At 41.0% G+C, this 20,031-nt stretch carries 24 protein-coding genes and 2 pseudogenes; 13 read left to right on the forward strand and 13 right to left on the reverse strand.

The genetic code is table 11. The features are described 5' to 3' along the window. Positions 1–320 precede the first annotated feature (320 nt). Positions 321–521 (reverse strand): hypothetical protein, encoded by a 201-nt coding sequence (locus tag AC6I2O_RS13650; protein ID WP_497742953.1) that lies wholly within the window; start codon positions 519–521, stop codon positions 321–323. A 210-nt stretch (positions 522–731) separates the two neighbouring features. Between AC6I2O_RS13650 and AC6I2O_RS13655 the strand changes: the two genes are divergently transcribed. After that, on the forward strand, positions 732–1,073 hold the full coding sequence (locus tag AC6I2O_RS13655) for a transposase (protein ID WP_120393883.1): 342 nt from the start codon (positions 732–734) through the stop codon (positions 1,071–1,073). Beyond that, positions 1,070–1,978 carry an IS3 family transposase gene (locus AC6I2O_RS13660; RefSeq protein ID WP_497741599.1) on the forward strand — a complete coding sequence of 303 codons (909 nt, stop codon included), beginning with the start codon at positions 1,070–1,072 and terminating at the stop codon, positions 1,976–1,978. Before AC6I2O_RS13655 ends, AC6I2O_RS13660 begins: the two co-directional genes overlap by 4 nt. Here AC6I2O_RS13660 and AC6I2O_RS13665 read toward each other — a convergent pair. From AC6I2O_RS13665 to AC6I2O_RS13705, 9 genes and pseudogenes are all read right to left on the reverse strand, one after another. Next, the gene (locus tag AC6I2O_RS13665) at positions 1,935–2,876 is read right to left on the reverse strand and encodes a hypothetical protein (RefSeq protein WP_497742954.1); all 942 of its coding nucleotides are present in this window, start codon (positions 2,874–2,876) and stop codon (positions 1,935–1,937) included. The genes AC6I2O_RS13660 and AC6I2O_RS13665 overlap by 44 nt on opposite strands. Positions 2,877–2,913: 37 nt before the next feature. Then, positions 2,914–3,784 (reverse strand): annotated as a pseudogene (locus tag AC6I2O_RS13670) (KilA-N domain-containing protein). Positions 3,785–3,812: 28 nt separating this feature from the next. Next, positions 3,813–3,989: a hypothetical protein gene (locus tag AC6I2O_RS13675; protein ID WP_004078008.1), complete on the reverse strand. Its 177-nt coding sequence runs from the start codon at positions 3,987–3,989 to the stop codon at positions 3,813–3,815. Positions 3,990–4,011: 22 nt separating this feature from the next. Further along, positions 4,012–4,482, reverse strand: a complete 471-nt coding sequence (locus AC6I2O_RS13680; RefSeq protein ID WP_004078010.1) for a GNAT family N-acetyltransferase — start codon at positions 4,480–4,482, stop codon at positions 4,012–4,014. Positions 4,483–4,524: 42 nt separating this feature from the next. Further along, entirely contained in the window at positions 4,525–5,310 is a 786-nt protein-coding gene (locus AC6I2O_RS13685) for a class I SAM-dependent methyltransferase (protein WP_016304102.1), read from the reverse strand. A 66-nt stretch (positions 5,311–5,376) separates the two neighbouring features. Beyond that, the gene (locus AC6I2O_RS13690) at positions 5,377–5,826 is read right to left on the reverse strand and encodes a HEAT-like fold family protein (protein WP_004078014.1); all 450 of its coding nucleotides are present in this window, start codon (positions 5,824–5,826) and stop codon (positions 5,377–5,379) included. Between the two features lie 32 nt (positions 5,827–5,858). Further along, positions 5,859–6,464 carry a class I SAM-dependent methyltransferase gene (locus AC6I2O_RS13695; RefSeq protein ID WP_016304101.1) on the reverse strand — a complete coding sequence of 202 codons (606 nt, stop codon included), beginning with the start codon at positions 6,462–6,464 and terminating at the stop codon, positions 5,859–5,861. Between the two features lie 134 nt (positions 6,465–6,598). Continuing rightward, positions 6,599–6,976: a TnpV protein gene (locus tag AC6I2O_RS13700; protein WP_120393784.1), complete on the reverse strand. Its 378-nt coding sequence runs from the start codon at positions 6,974–6,976 to the stop codon at positions 6,599–6,601. Between the two features lie 10 nt (positions 6,977–6,986). Then, positions 6,987–8,036: pseudogene (locus tag AC6I2O_RS13705) on the reverse strand (plasmid recombination protein); the annotation flags it as partial. Between the two features lie 78 nt (positions 8,037–8,114). Between AC6I2O_RS13705 and AC6I2O_RS13710 the strand changes: the two are divergent. Both AC6I2O_RS13710 and AC6I2O_RS13715 read left to right on the forward strand, forming a co-directional pair. Next, positions 8,115–8,456, forward strand: a complete 342-nt coding sequence (locus tag AC6I2O_RS13710) for a transposase (RefSeq protein ID WP_120393883.1) — start codon at positions 8,115–8,117, stop codon at positions 8,454–8,456. Between the two features lie 186 nt (positions 8,457–8,642). After that, a complete protein-coding gene (locus AC6I2O_RS13715; RefSeq protein WP_172510144.1) occupies positions 8,643–9,020 on the forward strand; it encodes a TnpV protein in 378 nt (125 codons plus the stop codon). 74 nt (positions 9,021–9,094) lie between these two features. Here AC6I2O_RS13715 and AC6I2O_RS13720 read toward each other — a convergent pair whose 3' ends face one another. Further along, the gene (locus tag AC6I2O_RS13720) at positions 9,095–10,141 is read right to left on the reverse strand and encodes a hypothetical protein (protein ID WP_120480492.1); all 1,047 of its coding nucleotides are present in this window, start codon (positions 10,139–10,141) and stop codon (positions 9,095–9,097) included. Between the two features lie 343 nt (positions 10,142–10,484). Here AC6I2O_RS13720 and AC6I2O_RS13725 point away from each other — a divergent pair, with 343 nt between their 5' ends. The 9 genes from AC6I2O_RS13725 (at position 10,485) to AC6I2O_RS13765 (ending at position 18,444) form a co-directional block, all read left to right on the forward strand. Then, positions 10,485–10,703 (forward strand): helix-turn-helix domain-containing protein, encoded by a 219-nt coding sequence (locus tag AC6I2O_RS13725; protein WP_172510143.1) that lies wholly within the window; start codon positions 10,485–10,487, stop codon positions 10,701–10,703. Next, positions 10,704–11,048 carry a hypothetical protein gene (locus AC6I2O_RS13730; protein WP_497742956.1) on the forward strand — a complete coding sequence of 115 codons (345 nt, stop codon included), beginning with the start codon at positions 10,704–10,706 and terminating at the stop codon, positions 11,046–11,048. Continuing rightward, on the forward strand, positions 11,032–11,337 hold the full coding sequence (locus AC6I2O_RS13735) for a molecular chaperone (protein WP_172510142.1): 306 nt from the start codon (positions 11,032–11,034) through the stop codon (positions 11,335–11,337). The genes AC6I2O_RS13730 and AC6I2O_RS13735 overlap by 17 nt, the downstream gene beginning before the upstream one ends. Before the next feature lie 334 nt (positions 11,338–11,671). Further along, positions 11,672–12,280, forward strand: coding sequence for a recombinase family protein (locus tag AC6I2O_RS13740; protein WP_172510141.1), 609 nt, complete (start codon positions 11,672–11,674; stop codon positions 12,278–12,280). Between the two features lie 265 nt (positions 12,281–12,545). Further along, on the forward strand, positions 12,546–13,655 hold the full coding sequence (locus AC6I2O_RS13745) for a DNA cytosine methyltransferase (protein ID WP_172510140.1): 1,110 nt from the start codon (positions 12,546–12,548) through the stop codon (positions 13,653–13,655). A 13-nt stretch (positions 13,656–13,668) separates the two neighbouring features. Beyond that, positions 13,669–14,730, forward strand: a complete 1,062-nt coding sequence (locus AC6I2O_RS13750) for a restriction endonuclease PLD domain-containing protein (RefSeq protein WP_172510139.1) — start codon at positions 13,669–13,671, stop codon at positions 14,728–14,730. Continuing rightward, positions 14,727–16,619 carry a Z1 domain-containing protein gene (locus AC6I2O_RS13755; RefSeq protein WP_172510138.1) on the forward strand — a complete coding sequence of 631 codons (1,893 nt, stop codon included), beginning with the start codon at positions 14,727–14,729 and terminating at the stop codon, positions 16,617–16,619. The genes AC6I2O_RS13750 and AC6I2O_RS13755 overlap by 4 nt, the downstream gene beginning before the upstream one ends. A gap of 22 nt (positions 16,620–16,641) precedes the next feature. Then, positions 16,642–17,055 (forward strand): very short patch repair endonuclease, encoded by a 414-nt coding sequence (locus tag AC6I2O_RS13760; RefSeq protein WP_172510137.1) that lies wholly within the window; start codon positions 16,642–16,644, stop codon positions 17,053–17,055. A gap of 255 nt (positions 17,056–17,310) precedes the next feature. Next, a complete protein-coding gene (locus AC6I2O_RS13765; RefSeq protein ID WP_172510146.1) occupies positions 17,311–18,444 on the forward strand; it encodes an IS4 family transposase in 1,134 nt (377 codons plus the stop codon). A gap of 96 nt (positions 18,445–18,540) precedes the next feature. Here AC6I2O_RS13765 and AC6I2O_RS13770 read toward each other — a convergent pair whose 3' ends face one another. Together AC6I2O_RS13770 and AC6I2O_RS13775 are read right to left on the reverse strand one after the other, a co-directional pair. Continuing rightward, positions 18,541–19,026: a hypothetical protein gene (locus tag AC6I2O_RS13770; protein ID WP_497742958.1), complete on the reverse strand. Its 486-nt coding sequence runs from the start codon at positions 19,024–19,026 to the stop codon at positions 18,541–18,543. Between the two features lie 301 nt (positions 19,027–19,327). Continuing rightward, complete coding sequence (locus AC6I2O_RS13775; protein WP_120393864.1) at positions 19,328–19,957, reverse strand: CatB-related O-acetyltransferase; 630 nt, start codon at positions 19,955–19,957, stop codon at positions 19,328–19,330. Positions 19,958–20,031: the final 74 nt, after the last annotated feature.

The following is a 20,031-nucleotide window of genomic DNA, read 5'->3' on the forward strand; positions in this document are numbered from 1 at the left end:
AATAATGTCACGGCGCAGAAAAAAAGTCCGGGAAGCCGCATAAACACTGGCTTCCCGGATTTTAGACAACTACTCGAACTCGACTTTTCCTAACTAATTTTGCTTAGGTATTATTCTCTGTCGAGTATGTATATCTTTTGATTATTTGATATATCCATATTATCCTGCCTATATGGGCTAATGTTATCATTTTGTTATCGGGATTGATAACACCAACTCTGCAACTGCGGATAATAGCTATATGCTATGTTTTAAATTATAAACGATTTTGTTTAAAAATTCAAGATATAAGCACAATCACTTAATAAAATAATAACCACTTACTTATCAAGCAACCTCCCTGCCTTATAATAAAAATATAAATCTTTTCGTTCAATTTCTCTTTTATTAGCTGTATATTCTTCATAGGCTGATGCAATTTTGGTCGCTGCATATGCACCACCTGTAACCAACATCGCTGTATCAGACGAAATAGCATTATTAAATGCAGAAATGACACCACCTGCCGCAATACTTACCACAAGTCCTCCTGTCGACCTCCATACACCCTCATCTGTTAAAAACTTTCTTCCCAAATTTTTAATAAAACTCCCATCCTTAGTACTCTCTTCAATTTCTAATAATGCAGGAACAACCTCTTTGTTATAAAGAATGATGTTGTATCATTTTAGTTGACACCTTACACTCAAGGATTTGATGTATAATCAAAGAGAAATAAGGAGGCAACTACAATGGCAAAAAAACAACGGAAATACGACATGGAATATAAAATCCAAGCCGTAAAATTAGCAAAAGAGCTTGGCGGTGCAAAAGCTGCAGCCGAGTTAGGTATCCCTGAAAACACTATATATGCGTGGACAAAGGCTGCCAGAGAGGGAAGACTGAATGTCGGTTCCGGCTCACATACTCCGGAAACTGCCTTGAATCTTGCAGAAGAACTGGCTCTCCTACGCAGACAGGTCAAGGAGCAGGAAAAGGAAATCCGCCGCCTGAAAGAGGAAAACGAATTTCTCGAAGAGGCAAGCGCTTTTTTCGCCGCCAGCCGTCGGAAGTCTGCAAAAGGCAGAGAATGATGTTCCTTGCCATAAAAACCAAGGACGGCGTTATAAAGGGAAAGATTTCTTTCTACTGCCGGATGCTGAAAGTAACCCGGCAGGGATTTTATAAATATCTGGCAGACAAAGACCGTCCGTGGAAATACCAGCAGTTAGCTGATGCCATGAGGACAGTCGTGTCTGAGGATGAATGCAACGACACTTACGGACGGATCCGTATGTATCAGGCGCTTCTTTTAAAACAGACGGAAGGTGTCCACCTTCCCAGTGAACGCACTGTCTACCGCATCATGGAAGAGATCGGGCTGAGCCATCGCCCGAAACACAGACCAAATGGGATCACCAAAGCAGATCGTGAGGCGCGTAAATCTGAGGACCTGCTGAAAAGGGATTTCAAATCCAGGGAACCACTCAAAAAATGTATCACGGACATAACCGAGATCAAAGCAAGAGATGGAAAACTCTATGTATCTGCCATATTTGACTGTTTCGATGCTGCAGTTCTGGGCATGGCAATGGATACAAACATGAAAGCCGTACTATGCGAGCGTACGCTTACCAATGCGGTCCGGTCTTACCCGGCGCTCAGGGGAGCCATCATCCATTCTGACCGTGGATCTCAGTACACCAGTGAGACCTACCGCAGAGCAGTAGCAAAGTATGGCATTCTCCAGAGCATGAACAGCGCCGGCGGACGCTGCCATGACAATGCCCGTTGCGAGAGCATGTGGGCTCGGATGAAGGAAGAACTCATCTATGGGAGGCATGACACAGAAAAAATGACAGTAGAGGAACTGAAAACCCTCATCTGGAGATATTTCATCAGTTATTGGAACAACAGGAGGATATGCTCTTCCAATGATGGGCTTCCTCCTATGGTCAAGCGGCAGAGATATTATGAAGCTCTGGATACTGCTGCTTAGGCATTGATATCCTTGCAAAAAAAGTGTCAACCAATATTGACAATATCAGAAGTTCACACTCACTTTCAAAATCAGTATCCCACGGCATAGACTGGATAGATTCAGAGTATTCCAACATCTTGCCCCGAAATCTTGTCAATGGTTTAGATAATTCATTTTTTATATCTATCAATTCATCCATAGATGCTTCTGAAAAAGACGGAAGTTTCTGAATGTAATTATCAGTTAAACCAGCATGAGTGATTTTCTGTTTATCAATTGAACTTAAATTAACAATTCTACTATCTACAGCAGCTTTCATCAAATCATTGGATTGTGTATCAAATAATGGATAACTAGATTGTATTGATTTTGTAAGCAAATCACAGTAATCTTTAACACATAAATCCAAATCGCCTAATGAATGATTAAATTCTTCTATTTCAACTTGCCCTTTATTAATTAAGGTTTGTAACTCATTTCCATGCTGTTCCCCAACAAGCGAAAACATCACTTCGCAGACTTCCATTGTAAAGCTGCGTAATTGTCTTTGAATTTCAAGTTTTTTTACATAAGGAATTGATTTATATCTCTTGCTATGTATAATGTTAGAAAATTCTTTGATAACGGGATAAGTTTCTTCATAAAAAATAGTATCATTTAATTTCGCAAGCGGTAAAATTTGCTCGATTAATTTTATTACTGTTCTTTCATTAAGATTGTTGCCCTTGTCAGTCAATCTATTAAACATATACGCCAAAGGACTTATAAGCGTCACTTTATCAGCATACAACAACGCTGATTTAATATAATTCATTTCTCGTTCCAAACTTGTGTTATTAGGAACAATCGCAACTGTAAAATCAAATCCCATAGTTATTATCAGCTCCTCTTTTGCTTCAAAAAATTTATCATCCATATTTCTTAATTACTATTTTTTACAACAATTATAAAAATCAACTTTCTTTTGTCACATCTTCAACAAGATTTTTCTTCAATGTTTCAATAGTATCTTTATTTTTTCTCAAAATTTCAAGTTGCCGATATGCCTTTTCCCTTAATATCTTTAATCGTTCAATATTAGATAACCCCTGCCTTATCAAATCAGCATTCGTATCTTCCAAATTGATAAGTACCACTAATTCCTCTGCCGAAGCAAAATCTCTTATATTAGGTGTTTTTCCGCTTATCCCCTTTTCGTTTCTCCATTGTGCCGCTGTCTTGCCAAACAACGCCATATTAAGAATATCTGCTTCGGATGCGTATGTATATGCCATTTCCTGCGGGGATAGTGTCGGTGTTATCAGAAATTCCTTTACTGCATCTGTATGAATACGGTAATTTATTTTTGATAGTTCCCTCTTGGCATCCCACCCAATCGCTAATCGGTTTGATTCTTCTTTCTTTAACCGCTGGTAGTCCTTGATAATATAGAGTTTAAATTCTGGTGAAATCCAAGACGCAAATTCAAAGGCTATATCTGTATGGGCATATGTACCTCCGTATCGTCCTGATTTTGATATAATACCGATTGCGTCTGTTGCTTTTATCCACTGTTGCGGCGTCAATGTAAATGCATTATCTCCCGACTCCGCTTTAAACCTATCGAATTCGATAGGTTTAAAATTGGGATTATGAATCTGTTCCCACAAACCCAAAAATGAGATTGTGGAATGATTACGCATCCAGTTTCGCAACCACGATAAAAGCATTGTCTGGATTTTTATATTTGGCAATATCCGTTAAAGAAATATAAGCTTCTTCATTTACGACATCACCCATTACTCTGATTTCTGTTCCATTGGCATCTATTTTCATATTCTTCATTATCTCCAACTACTTCCTTTAACACAGATTATCCCTTATATGACAGCATATACAGCAGGCACTCTTGCAGCAATTTTTCTGGATTGTGTTCCAATTCTATTATCGCTTTTATCTCTGCTTTAGCCTTATACGGAATGTTGTTATTATTCTTAATAATCCTTTTTAAGACTTCCTTTACCGCTTTTTCATCTAAATTACCAGTCATTTACACATACCCTCCCTCCCCATCACAACCGACAAACCATGATGCATTCTTCTTCATTTTCGTCAATGACTTCAAAACCTACTTTCTGATACATACGAACTGCATAATTTACCTTCTGTACAGAAAGAGACGTCCGCTTATAGCCTTTATTCTTTAAAAATTCAAGCATATCTCTCATAAGTGCTGTACCAATGCCCATATTCCTATATTCCTCATACAGTGAAATAGCAAATGAGGGCGTTTCATCATCAATATGCCCATAATCATTCATAATACGAACCCATACTGCGCCTACAATCTTCTCTTTTATTTCCACAACGAAACACCAATCATCCGCTTTTCCAAAATCCTTAATATATACTTGCAGCTCTGGCCGTTCGATAATAGATTTTGGCGGCTTGTCCATGCCCTCTGGAATAAAAATTGCTTCGTACAGAAAATCAGATAATATTGGATATTCATTTTTTCTAATTTCTCGAATTTTATAATCCATGTTTATATAAAACCTCATATATATCAATTCAACAAACGAAATTTAATGCTTTTTAAGTTCTGCAATAGCAATATAATGCAAAATATCAAATTCATTCGGCGCAATTTGTTCAAGGAGTGTCATATGCTCTTGCTCCCACATCGAAATCTCTTTCTCGGTAAGCGAAGCACCAATTCCACGGCAAGCCTTCATTCTCCCATTCCAGCTTTCACGGGTAAATAGTATTTCCAGAGTAAATTCTTCATGATATACAAGCTCAAAGTTTTCTTTATAACAATCTGGTATGTCTATCGGATGTTTCGTTTCCCCTGCGCCACTCCACTTTGGATTATATTTTAAAACAAGTTTTTCACTGGCTCCTGCAATTTCATCCTCAAATGGCAGCCATGCCATATATAATACAAGAATACTTCCCCCTTGTTTCAGCATACGATAAAACTTAGGCATAACAGTCTCATGGTCGAAATACCAAAAGCACTGGCACGCTGTAATTACATCAAAAGAGTTGTCCGAAAAACTGATATCCTCTGTTGATACAACATGATAATTTATATCCATACCCTTTGAAAGAATTTTCGCTTGTTCGATTTGGTTTTCCGAAATATCCGCAGCTGTCCACTTCGCCCCATACTGGTACATATTTCTAGGAAGAACCCCCGTCCCTGTTCCGATATCAAGGATAGATTGTCCATCTAAGCATAATTTACGACCAACAATTTTTTGATAAAACTCCTGCGGATAAATGTCACGGAATTTCGCATAATCAAAAGATGTTTTCCCCCAGTCAAAGGGTTTTCCGCTATCTATGTCTCTGTTTATTATCTTCATATCATACGTTCCTCAATCCCGACTTTTCTTCGTATGCAACTTACCGATAAACAAAAAGTTACGTTTTTACAAATTTTGTATTTCATTCAATACCTTTTGAATATCCTTATGAACCAACGATTGCATACTATCGCCATAAATAGATATATTTGCCTTATGAAGTGCAGAAAGAATATCATTCTTCAATTCTGGCTTATATTCCGCAATAATTGGCAACAATTTAATACATTGTCTTGCTGTAATAGGCTTAATATCTGTTATGTGTTTTAAATATTTATCAATGATTTCATCAATTTTGTTATCTTTATCCCATTTTGCATTATAGGCAAGTAATGTAAGACCTCTTGTGCGAATATAGGAATTTTCACTATCAAGCATATCACTCAACCTGTGCATGTAAGGATAAACACAATTTCTTTCTTCACTTTCTTTTTGTAACAACTGTAATGCCTTGTATGCAACATTATTATTTTTATCTAGCAATAACTCAAATGTTTCTGCTATATTGACTGACATAGTTTGCTCCTTTACAAATTCGGAATTTATTGCTACTTTTTAGCTTTAAGAAACACCCCTCTATCCTTTCTATAAACCTGTACGGTTTTAAATTCAGAATTATAAAAAATAACCTCTAACTCTTTTTTGCTATATATCCTCACATCTCCACTTTTTGAAAAAGGCAACCAAAATTTATTTGCGAGAAATCTAAGTACTGCTCCAAAGTTAGGGTCAGCTATATACACTGTACCATTTCTCTTTAAGACTCTTTTACATTCATTTACAAATCCTTGCGGATTATCAAAATGATGAAATGCGCAACATATCGTTATAATATCAATACTTTCATCTTTCCATTCAAGTGGATAACAAGACTTTACCTCAAAATTCATATTAGGATAACGCATTTTTGCGGCATGAATCATGTTTTCTGATACATCTATTCCATTTGCTTGTATTTTTGCTTTTTTCGATAATTCCCTCAAAAGAGTTCCATTTCCACATGCAACATCAAGAACAATATCACCTTCGCTCAAATCTATTATATTAGATAGTTCGTTAATGTGAAAACTGGTATATTGTCCTTCTCTTGATGTATCATATTCAAATGCTATTTTATTGTACGCAATTCTTGATTCTTCTGTTTTCTTATCCATGTCATTTCCCCAAATTCCGATTTCTCAGTCTAATTTTTTTAAGTATACACGAATTTATGAGATTTTTCAATTCTCCGAACTACTTTTGCTTAATTGAACGGCACTCCCACATATCGCAGGAGTGCCACTTGTCACTACGAATAGATACACTCGCCCTCCACAACCTCCCTCACACAAGCCCGAATATTATTCATTTTTTGAACCCATAAAAGCTGATTTTCTGCCTTTAACCGTTCCGTCGCTCCCTGCCTTTCGGCATATTCCTTTACCAGCCGAGAAAACATATCCTCTGCCTGTTCATCTACGCTTGCAAGGTATTCATTCAGCCTGCCGCTTGTCAGCAGATTGAGATAAACGAACTGTTTATGCTCTTTAAGATACCGCAAATGCCGCTGTCCCCAAATACCAATCAGCTTTTCTTCTTCGGGAGGTAATGCAAGCTCTGGGAGGTAATAGTCGCCTTTCTTTGCATACCAAAGACTGTTTTTTTCGTCATAAATCCTGTTTTCCATAGTGTTTTTCCTACCTTTCCTCTTGATTGCTTCTAAAACGTTTCCCACGCTGCTTAGACTGCTGTACCGCTTTTGCCTGCCCTAAAAGATTGTCTATCTGCTTACTTCCAAATGCCTTACGGAGAAGCTTATAATCTTTGTTTTCCGCACGGAGGTTTTCATTCTCCCTCGCCAGTTTCTCATTGGTTTTCCTTAACCCTTCATTTTCACGGTGGAGATTGCTATTTGTGGCATTCAGCCGATAGTAGCCGTCCCACGCTTCAAAGCACCTTATAAGAGCCGTTCTAACAAGTGATTTCAGCTTTTGCACCAAAGGCTCTGCCACTTTGTTTCTATATGACTTCGCAGACATGAATCCCTGCGGCTCTGCCAACTGGTACTCTGGAGAAGTGTCAAACGCCTGTTCCAGTGTTTTTAGGTTATTCATACCTTTGTCGTAATTCGCCACCCTATTCGACAATGCTTGAAATTCCTCTTTTTTCTCCGAAATCTGCCCCTCAAGCTGGACGACCTCTTTTTCCCGCTCCTGCTTTTTATAATCAAGGACAGACAAATGTTTCTCATGTGTCCCTTTATGCTCCCATTCAATGCCATGCCGCCCCATCACAGCGGCAAGACTCTCTTTTTCGGACTGTACCCACTGGCTCCACTCCGTATCGCCACGGGAGCCGCCTTTGAATCCCTGCGCCGCTAACGCCTGTTTCAGTGATACCCTTGTATCAAGCCCACGCTTGCTGCCAGTCGTGAACGGAACGAAATCAATATGCAGATGCGGCGTTGCTTCGTCCATATGGATATGAGCAGAAAATACATAGAGATTAGGGTTTCGTTCTTGGAATCCATGATAATATTCATCTAAAATCTGCCTTGCAAGCTGTCCGTTTTCACTTCCTGCGCTCATATTTTCCTTATCGCCAATTTGCAAAATCAGTTCATGGAACGGTTTTTCCTGCTTTGAGTTCCGTATCTTCTCGTAATAATCGGCAATGCGTCGGTCTGTCCTTGTCTGTTTCTCGTTATATCTCTGCAATGCTTCATCAAATAGCTTATGATACACTTTGATGTTGTATCATTTTAGTTGACACCTTACACTCAAGGATTTGATGTATAATCAAAGAGAAATAAGGAGGCAACTACAATGGCAAAAAAACAACGGAAATACGACATGGAATATAAAATCCAAGCCGTAAAATTAGCAAAAGAGCTTGGCGGTGCAAAAGCTGCAGCCGAGTTAGGTATCCCTGAAAACACTATATATGCGTGGACAAAGGCTGCCAGAGAGGGAAGACTGAATGTCGGTTCCGGCTCACATACTCCGGAAACTGCCTTGAATCTTGCAGAAGAACTGGCTCTCCTACGCAGACAGGTCAAGGAGCAGGAAAAGGAAATCCGCCGCCTGAAAGAGGAAAACGAATTTCTCGAAGAGGCAAGCGCTTTTTTCGCCGCCAGCCGTCGGAAGTCTGCAAAAGGCAGAGAATGATGTTCCTTGCCATAAAAACCAAGGACGGCGTTATAAAGGGAAAGATTTCTTTCTACTGCCGGATGCTGAAAGTAACCCGGCAGGGATATGACATACTTGTTGGTGAAGAGTTCAGTTGCCTTGAATTTCACATGGACAGGGACACGATCAGCTGGATTCTGAATAATTGGATACAGGAGGTCGATAATGGAGAAATTGCCGAAATACACACATGAGAACGGCATTGACTATGTTCTTGTCGGGGATTACTATATCCCCATGCTGACACTGCCGGAGGAAAATCGCCCTATCGGTCGTTGGGGGCGGATGCACCAGAAGTATTTAAAAGAAAACCGCCCCGGATATTACAGCAGCTTGCTTCTTACTGGAAAATTATGGACATATCTTGCTGACCTGGACGAACAGGCACAGGAACGGCTGGACAGAATTGCAGAGCAGATGCAGGCCGCTGAGGGTGTGACAGAGGAATTGAAAGCGGATGACCAGCTTGAATGGGTGCGCCGCTGCAATTCTATCCGAAGCCGTGCGGAAGAAATCGTCCGTGCAGAACTGATCTATGTGTAAATGAATAATTTTTGCTGTTTCCCGGCGAGCAGTTTCCCGAAAATGGTACAATACCGTTTTCAGAAGCTGCCCGGTCAGGATTCTTCCAGCAGATCAGTCAGGATGCTGCTCTGCTGGTACAGCCAGTCCGTGAAATTTTTCGGGCTGGCTTTTTCTGTCTTGATTGCCTTTTTCCTTTGAAGGGCTTCTTTCTTAAACGCTTCAAAGGCAGCCTGCATTTTTTCCAGCCGGTCAGCCGGTAGGCCGGGCTTCTTTTTTGCCTTGTTAATAATGTTGCGCCAGTGCTGGCACTCGTTTTTATAGACCAGATCATAATTGTTATCCCTGGCTCTTTCGTCGAATTCTCGCTTATTCTGGAGTGCCTGTGCTTTCCGGCATTTGTCACTGCACAATTCATAACGCAGGCTTTCAGCAAGGAAAAGCCGTCCGCATATCTTGCATTTCCGGAAATGCAGCCCCCAGTCATTCAGCCGGTTCAGGTAATAGGTGACTATCGGATAAAGGGATGCATAGGCTGCAACGCACTCCGTATTGCGTTTATTGTCCGGATACCATAGGTCAAGCCGTGTTTCTTCCGCCGGTACAGTGCCGAACACCCGGCTGGAGATTTGAAAACGCTCCGGTTTTCCGGTGTCGGGGTCAAACCGGAGCGGGCTTCTTTCCTGGAACATTTGCGTGAAGCGGCTCATTTTATCCATAAAACGGTCACAGGCCTTCGCCCTCTCCCTCGGTTCTCTCGCAAGCAGATAATCGTTCCAGATACGGAATGCCGCATACATCCTCACCGGGTCGCCGGTGAGATATTTTTTTGACAGAAACTCCCCGGCGGACTGTTCCAGTGCAGGCTGCTTCCAGCGGTTGGAGTGCAGGGCTTCCCGGAGCGGTGCCAGCCCAAGGCGGCTCCATTCCCCGTCTGGATCATGCTCAAACTCCGCAAGGAAAGTCCCCAGAGGGCGTGTCACATCGCACAGGACATCGGTATCCGTGTTTCCCCGCAGGCGGAAGCGGATCTGCAGTTCCTCGCCGATCAGGATGCGCTCTTTCTTTTTCTGCCTGTCCAGTGAAAGGACAAGCAGGATACGGTCATAGCACGGTTCATGCCGCAAGAATTCCATTTCCATTTTTCTAATCTCCCTAATGTTTATGGTAATTTTATAATTTAGTTATATCCGTTACACTCATGATACCGTATAAGTATTGCGTTCGTCAAGGAAAAACCGATATGATGATTGCACATGGTAATTTCGTACCATGCAGTACATTGACAAGTGAATGACCGTCTGACAGTGATATGACCGTGAGGGGAAGCAGCGCCGGGAGCCGGGAAACCGGGGAGCGTGCCAATACGGGATACGCCGCAGGAATGGGGCTTTGAGGATAACGGCTGGTAGGCAGAACGGCGACAGGAAACATTCAAATGAAGAACAAGGTTTTATCAATTCAAATATAAGGAGGAGCAAGGAAATGAGCGACAACAAAAAATTAAAAAACTATGATGATCTCCCTCTGGTTCTGGATGTATCGGACATCCGGCGCATTATGGGAATTTCAAGAGCGAGCGCCTATGAGCTGGTTCACACGCCGGGATTCCCGGCATTCAGGAGCGGCAGGCTGATTAAAGTCAGTAAGAAAGCATTTTTTGACTGGATGGCAAAAGGCGCCGGGAATGTGCAGGAGCAGTAAATGAGTAAGAGAATGGAAAATGCCGCAAGGACGGCAGAAACGGAGGTATTTATGAAGCTGGATATAAGAGAAAAGAAAGTGCTGTATGTATATGGATGCCCGGATTACTACAATACGGTTACAAGGCTGAAGTGGCTGGTTTCATTGACCGTGGATCAGGAAGCGAAGCGCTGGCTGCTGGCACTTGCCCGGAAAATGGAAACGGAAGGCTCCAAAGATTGGCATTCCTGCTTCTATCATCATCTCCGCATGGAGATGGGAGGATATTTCAGGGCAAAGAAATTTATGAAGGCTGTGGAGTCAAGCACAAATCGTGAGGAGGATATGTATGAAGAAGCTGTCTAAATATGAGAGAGAAACAATCGTGAACTTCAATGAGGGGGAATCTGAGGCCAGTGTTTATACGTTTAATGCGGATTTGAAGCGCAGGCTGGCGGAGTTCAGCCGTAAGTATCCGCTATTGTGCCGATTGGAGAGAACCACGCCGGAAGGCAGCGTGACCTATGTATTGGATAAATCCCGGCTGTCTATCCGGCTTGTGCCACCCTACAGCGAAGAACGCCGGGCAGCGGCAAGGGCTTATGCAAAAGAGCATGGGTTCCAGCCGGTTAAGGCCATACAGGATATTGCATGAGGACAAATGTAGAAAGGCCTGTTTCATTATTATAGGCAGAGAACGTGAGCGACATTTTGTCGTTCACGTTGAAAAAATGGCAGTCCAGATTTTGTATCTGATAATCCCTGTAAAGTGGTGGCGGACATTTTGTCCGCCACCACTCTGTTACCAGTGCTATATGCTGCCACAAAATGGTGTTGAATATCAGGCGGCCTGTGTCCAAACTATCGGGTGCAGAGCCACTGTTTTAGCTGTTTGGTATGGCAGGGGCATAAAGTATCATGGAAATGTTGAAAAGAAATATTGCCAGATCCCGGAACTGCTCTTCCGGTACGGCAGGAAGGAGGGAACTATGGCGAACATATATGGATATATCCGGGTCAGCAGCCGTGACCAGAATGAGGACAGGCAGAGGCTGGCATTCCAGGAACTGGCTATCCCGACAAAGAATGTTTTTATAGATAAGCAGTCCGGCAAGGATTTTGACCGTCCGGCTTATAAGAGAATGGTACGGCGGATGAAAAAGGATGACCTGCTTTATATTAAAAGCATAGACCGGCTGGGACGCAATTATGCGGAGATACTGGAACAGTGGCGGATTCTTACTAAGGAGAATGGGATTGACATTGTGGTGCTGGATATGCCACTTCTGGATACCCGGCGGGGCAAAGACCTGATGGGAACGTTCTTAAGCGACATTGTATTACAGGTGCTGTCTTTTGTGGCGGAGAATGAACGGGCAAACATTCGGCAGCGGCAGGCGGAAGGGATCGCAGCGGCGAAAGCCAGAGGTGTGCGCTTCGGAAGGCCTCCAAGCCCCCTGCCGGAGAACTTTCATGAAGTCTACCAGCTATGGAAATCCGGGAAAGTTACTGGAACGGCAGCGGCGGAACTATGCGGTATGCCACTGTCTACATTCCGTTACCGGGCAGAAATTTACCAAAAAGCCAAGTTATTGTAAGCGGGCATTTTTACAGAAATGTGTACGTTTTGGCCACTCAAAAAAATGGGCTTAAAAATATGGATTTTCAGTGGAAAACCGTGTGTTTTTGTAGTATTATAGAATGGGTAAAATTGAAGCGGGCATTTACAGGAACGTACACAATCTTGCAAAAGAACTGGTGTACGCAAGTCTCGTTCCCATTTTACCTCCAAGTAAGGAAACAATTTTCAGTTTACGGCAAGTGCCGGATGGATATTTACAGACTTTATGGAGGTACTTGTAAATGGATAATACAAAGGATTTTACATATAAGCCGAAAATCGTGTCAATTTTTTCGGGATGCGGAGGACTTGATTTTGGCTTTCATATGGAGGGATACGAAACTGTATGGGCAAATGATTTTGCGGAATGGGCTTGTAAATCGTTTGCGGCAAATTTTGGAGATGTTATCCGCTATAAGGATATAACACAGATAAATCCATATAAAGATAAAACCATACCAGAATGTGATTTAGTTCTGGGTGGTTTTCCATGCCAGGATTTTTCGATTATTTGGAAACAACCAGGACTGAATGGAACAAGAGGAGGGCTGTTTAGACATTTCGCAGAATTTGTTGACGGCAAAAAGCCAAAGGCCTTTGTGGCGGAGAATGTAAAGGGTTTGCTGACTGCAAATGGAGGGAAAGCTATTGACACTATTGTAAAAGATTTCGAGAGTATTGCACCGGGATATGTTGTTAAACCTCATTTATATAATTTTGCGGAATATGGAGTCCCTCAGTTTAGGGAGCGGGTTTTGTTTGTCGGGATAAGAATAGACACAGGGTTTGATTTTGTTCATCCGAAGCCGACACATGGGCCAAATGGGGATTTGCCGTATGTTACCGCTGGAGAGGCACTTGTTGGTGTAGAGCAGGTTTCAACTAACAATGAATTGATCAATATTAAAGAAAAAACAAAGAAGATGTTGGAACTCATACCGGAAGGCGGTAATTTTACTGATATCCCGAAAGATAATCCGCTGTATGTTAAAGGCATGATCAGCCATGTTTATAGACGGATTAAACGGGATGAACCGGCAAAAACAATTATCGCTGCCGGAGGTGGAGGCACATGGGGATATCATTATCCGGAGCCTCGTCCTTTGACCAATCGGGAAAGGGCAAGACTGCAATCTTTTCCGGATAACTTTATTTTTGAAGGGAACGTCACAGAGGTTCGCAGGCAGATTGGAAACGCTGTCCCGCCTGTGGGTGTCCGGGAAGTAGCAAAACGCCTGCGCCCGTTATTTACAGGTGATTATAAACCTATTGATTTAATGCCGGAATATGAAAAGATGAAAACTATGACGATAAAACAGCGTCTTGAATATGTGACAGCACAAATGAACTAAGGGAGGACAGAGTATGGAATTTTTGGTTTCTAATTACCCTCCATTAAAAACAGGGTGCAAAACATTTGCAGATACATTTTACGGTCTTATTCCGCAGACATCTAAATTAGATATTGCTGTGGGATATGTTTCTTCTGATGCTCTGATAGAATTACAAAAAACGATTGAGTTGAATTGTAACATACAGGCACTAAATTTAATTGTGGGGATGCACTATTTTGACAAATTCACAAAGGTTCAATACAACGCAGCAATGCATTTGAATGAATTTCTCACAGAAAATAACATGGGCGGCGTCAGGCTGGTCACTGCTTTCCGCTACCATGGAAAGCTATATTCATATAGCAATGATAAAGGCCCGTTTGCGTGTATTATAGGCTCTAATAATCTTAGCAGCATAATAGATGGCGGTGTAAGGGTTTATGAAAATTCTGTACTCCTACAGGAACAAAATGCTACAAAGGAAATGAGCGGGTTTATCTCGCAGCTTGCGCAGACAGCCACTAAAAATATTGCAGAACTTGATATAAATGAGTTTAATCAGGAGAATCCTTTGCTTGAAGGACATGAATTTGTAAAAAGACTTTCTCCGCATGATATAGCACTTGCAATGTATGCAAAGACAAAAACATCATTCGAAATTCCAATTAAGCCGTATGAGATATCGCCACAAAGCAATCTGAATGTTTTCTTTGGGAAAGGACGAGAATCGAAAAACGGGCTTGTAAAACCGCGGCATTGGTATGAGGTTGAATTGATTGTTCCTAAAAATGTCACAAGTCAGGAAGGATATCCTCAAAGTAAAACAGAGAATGCAGTTTTCACAGTTATTACGGATGACGGATGGTCTTTTAAGTGCAAGGTTAGCGGAGATTATAGTAAAAACTTCCGCTCAGAGGGAGATTTAAAAATTCTTGGGAAGTGGCTTAAAGGACGCTTAGAAAATGCAGGAGTATTAAAAGTTGGAGAACCAGTGACAGCAAAAACATTGAAAGATTACGGTCGGGATACATTTACGCTTACCAAAACGATAACGCCGGGAATCTGGTTTCTTGATTTTGAGGTGAAGAAATGAATTATTTGGACAAATATTTAGAACGGATAAAGCAATGTGGAAATATTGGCTTATCTGCTGCAATAGAAAAAACGGTGTCTAATATTATTCCTCAGTACATATCGAATTTTTCCTTTACAGATCATGTTGTAAGTTTGCTGGTGGGGGATGTTCAAAGCGGAAAGACAAGCCATATGTTTGGGCTTATGTGTGCAGCTGCTGATGAAAGTTTCATGAATTTTGTATTGCTTACGACAGATAACATTCTTTTACAACAACAAACATTTAAGCGTGCAGAAAGAGATTTGTGTGATTTTTGTGTATGCGATGAAAATGATTACCTGAAATTTTTCCAAAATAATCTCCGTAAACCAGCGGTGATTGTTTTGAAGAAAAATGCATCCGTTTTAAGACAATGGAAAAATAATTTCATATCAACAAACTTTTGTACTGGAAATCCACTTTTTATTGTAGATGATGAGGCGGACGCAGCAAGTTTAAATACACAGGTAAACAAAAACAAGCAGAGTACAATCAATAAGCATCTGGATGAAATAAAAAGAACAACTTCCAGCAGTGTCTATATGGAAGTGACCGGTACTCCGCAGTCGATTTTGCTTCAAACGTCCAAAAGCGGCTGGAAGCCATATTTCATTTATTATTTTAAACCAGGTGAAAAGTATCTGGGAGGAAATTTCTTTTTTACAGAGGACAAACCAAAGCAAATTATTTTGACAGATAATGACGAGGCAGAAGAATTATTAAATGATGACGAATTTCCTGAAAACGGTTTAAAAAGCGCACTTATCATGCATTTGATCGCAGCCGGACATATTATGCTGGCAGGGGGAACCGTTTGCAATTTTTTGATTCATCCAAGTGTAAAAACAAGCCAGCATTCAAGTTTTGCAAATAAGATAGGGAATTACTTGAATGAAATTTGCCATTCATATGACGAAAAGGAAACATATGAAGCGTTTGAAGCTGCTTATAAATCACTAAAAGATACTAAAAGAGATATTTTTCCGTTGGATAAAATTTATGGTTATATAATTGCCCAAATGCTGGATGATAAAGTGAATATTTTAATGTTGAACTCAATCGTGTCATACGATGAAAATACGCAATATGATACAGGCATTAATATTATTGTTGGCGGCAATAGCTTAGGGCGGGGAGTTACGTTTCCGCAGCTTCAGACAATATATTACTGCCGTGTGGCAAAAAGTCCGCAGGCAGATACCATGTGGCAGCATGCAAGGATGTTTGGGTATGATAGAGATCCAGATTTAATGCGTGTCTTTATGCCGCCGAAGCTATTCAAACTGTTTTCAGATATTAACAGGACTAATAATAGTATCATCCGGCAAATTGAAAATTCAAGCAATGGGTGCAATGTTAAAATATTTTACCCGACGGGTTTGAAACCGACAAGAAAAAATGTTTTGGATAAAAAGGCCGTTGGCGTTTATTCAGGCGGAGTAAATTATTTTCCATTCTATCCAGTGAATAGAACAGTTTCGGATATAGATAAAATATTGGAATGTTTTGATAATGACTTGTATACGGTAAGTTTAAAACTGATAGTAAAACTTATTGAACATATGGATTCCGAAGTTGATGACTGGAATGCGAAAGTATTTATAGGATTTATCAATACGTTTTTGGCGGCAGATCCTGCAACACAAGGAAAACTTATTGTTCGCCGTAATAGAGATATAGGAAAAGGAACAGGAACATTACTTTCTCCCGCTGACAGAAAATTAGGTGATGAATATACAGAGGAAGTAGTACTTACTGTTTATAAAATTACCGGGAATATTTCAAAGGGATGGGATGGAGAAGAACTTTGGATTCCCAATATTAAGCTGCCAGGAGATTATGCTTATTACAGCGGAGAAAATGCATAAAATAAATGTGGGATGTGATAGTATGGCTGATACAAAGACACCGGAAGAACGCAGCAAAAATATGTCGCATATACGGAGTACAAATACAAAGCCAGAGGAACTTGTAAGAAAATATTTATTTACACATGGGTTTCGGTATAGAAAAAATGATAAACGCTATCCTGGAAAGCCAGATATTGTACTTCCGAAGTATCATACGGTGATATTTGTGAATGGTTGTTTTTGGCACATGCATGGATGTTCCAGGGCAAGATTGCCTCGGTCAAATCAGGAATATTGGGAGCCGAAGATTAAACGTAATGCACAGAGGGATCAGGACAATATCAGAAAACTTGAAGATACAGGTTGGAAAGTAATTGTAGTTTGGGAATGTGAATTAAAAAAGCGTGTGGCCGAAGAACGGTTGCAACGATTATGTGAAGAGATAAAAAATTGAATATAGGAATCGGTAATAAAGTCACTTGTCGGATTGTTTTTATAAAAAAGCTGTCCAGTAAGTGACTTTTATTTTTGAAAATTTTTAGAAATGCAATAGGTAACTTCCTTTGTGCAGGAGTGCAGAGGATGCAATCCCTCTGCTCTGGGTACAGGGGCGAAGCGCCCTGTTGGGGTCAAGGGGCAAAGCCCCATATGCACTAACTTTAATGCAAATCCATAAAATTTCTGTTATAATCAAACAGAGGTGAATTCTATGGATACAAATGATTTAATAAAATTACTGCCGTCAGGCTATGAACAGGCTTGTTTTGATAAGAAAGCGATTACAAGAAAACGAACGATAAAAAATCCGCTGGATTTACTGCGGCTGATCTTATTTTATCTTTCCGGCAATAAATCTCTGGTTGATGTCAGCCAGTTTGCTTTGTTAAGTGGTATTGGAAAGATCAGCGATGTTGCTTTTATGAAAAAATTTGTCCAGTGCAGGGACTGGATAAAATGGCTGGCGGAAAACATTCTCCCAAATCCAATTATGCATTATAAAAAGCCTGACTGGCTTAAAGCTTATCAGGTGCTTGCAGTGGACGCATCTGATATTGTGGAAAAAGGGGCTGTAAAAAGGCTGTGGCATCTGCACTATGCTGTAGATTTGTTTTCTCTGACCTGCAGCCAGTTTAGAATAACAGAACAGTCCACAGGGGAAAGCCTGAAAAATTTTTCATTTGACAAAGGCTGCCTGGTCATAGCGGACCGCGCATATGGCACAATAAAAAGCATAGAGCATTGTCTGAACGCAGAGGCTGATTTTATTATACGGCTCAAAAATAAGGCATTTAACCTGTATGATGACAGCGGGCAGAAGATAACACTCTCCAACTGGCTTGAGAGCGTTGGTGAAAGAGCTGCTGAATGCGTGGTATATATAAATGGGAGCGGTAAAAAGCGGATTCCATTGAGGATCTGCGCAATAAAGAAAACACAGGAAGAAATTGAGGAAGAAGCAAAGCGGTTAGAGCGTCTGGAAAGTAAAAAGCAGAAAAAATATAGTGAAGACACAAAATTTACTCACAGGTATATGTTTGTAATTACTTCTCTGCCGGCAGAGATTTCTGCGGAGAAGATTCTTGCCTGTTACCGTCTGCGCTGGCAGATTGAGCTTGTGTTTAAAAGAATGAAATCGTTGCTTCAATTAGGCAATATCCCGACGAAGACAGAAGAAGCTGGGGAGGTCTGGATTAATGGGAAAATCCTGCTGTCGCTTCTCACTGAAAAATATCTTGGGGATATTGATTTTTCCCCCTCTTGGAACATCCGAAGGGAACCGGAGTATATGGAGAGAGACCAAGCTGGTGTCATTTATAATTTTCATGATGATACTTCCAGATAAGGTGTCAATGTCTATTGACATTCTGGAACTTATAAAGATGTCATTTATTGAAAAACGAAGAAAAATCCGACAGCAGCTTATTCAAATATTGTTAAGTTAGTGCCTATGGTGCAGCGCCCAGTCCAATATGTGGACATGGGAGCCGAATTTTTCCTCCATCTCCGCAAAAAATTCCACAGCAATCTTTGCCAGCAGTTCCCCCGGAACAGATTCCTCTACTGTCCCGATCTGGTAAATGCTTTCTTCCGGGCAGGTCTTGTTGTTAGTGAGCAAGTCATCCACCGTCCGGTTGCGCTCTGTGTGCCTGTTCTTTTCGTTCCGCTCATTCTGCGCCTGTACATGGTCTGCATAATGCTCATAATAATAAATCCGTTCAATCTTCTCAAAAGAATAATCGTTTTCCCCGCCCCTCTCCCTTGTCAGGGCTGGAGATAAGCCGGTATAACAATCCCAGTAAATATTCTGCCTTGTCCGTTCCATGTCGATATGTTCACTGTTCGCCACATCAAATCTCCGGTCATTGTGTTTGGGATTGTAAGCGCCGTTTTTCCCGGCTCTGCCGTTGTGTCTGGTCAGTTTCATTCTGTCCTCCTTCTTTTCAATTTTCTCTCTGCGGGAAGGGCAGCTTTGCTGCCGAATCTGCCGGTTCCTGCGTCAGATAATACCCAGTACGAATTGGCGCAGGCGCCAACTCTAGCTGGGCAAGGCGTTTCACCCTTGACCCGATAAGGACTGCCGCCCTTAACCCGCCAAAGGGCTTTGCCCTATCTGCATTAACTTACATGGTGCTAGCACCATGTTCAAATCATTACTAAGGAAATATTCTATCTTTTTTTCAGACATAACGTTGTAGGAAACTGTATTCCCACACAAATGTTACCAATTATTCCAAATCCTCAATTCGACCTGATTGAATCGCCGCAATGTTTTTCTTAATCCTGTTTTCAGACCAATTCCACCATTGGACTTTCAATAATTCAGAAATCACACCGTCAGAAAACCGTTTTCGTATCGGTTTTGCAGGAACACCTCCAACAATCGTATAAGGTGGTACATCTTTTGTAACAACTGCTCGTGTCCCAATAATTGCTCCATCACCAATTGTTACACCAGATAGAATAACTGCTTCAAAGCCAATCCAAACATCATTGCCGATTACAATATCGCCTTTGTTGTCCCATGCACTTGCAATCTCTTTTACGTCCAATCCCCATTCCTCAAAAAATATTGGAAACGGATATGTTGAAAGTGAAGACATTGCATGATTTGCACTGGTAAACAAAAACTTTGCTCCACAGGCGATAGAACAAAACTTGCCAATTTGTAGCTGATCTCCATTAATCGGGTAATGATATAATACATTATTCTTTTCAAATTCCCGTGGGTCATGCACAAAGTCGTTATACATTGTATAATCGTCAATTTTAATTCTGTCATTGGTAATCACATTTTTTAAATAAACCGTTTGGGTATCACCTGTCCGGGGATAAATTTTGTTCTCCGATATAGTCATTTTAAAATCCTCCATGTTCTGATAGTTATTATGCGACTATATCGGTTACTACAATGCAGCATTTCACTTTTTTA

The sequence above is a fragment of the Blautia sp. St.27G3 genome, assembly GCF_059728505.1.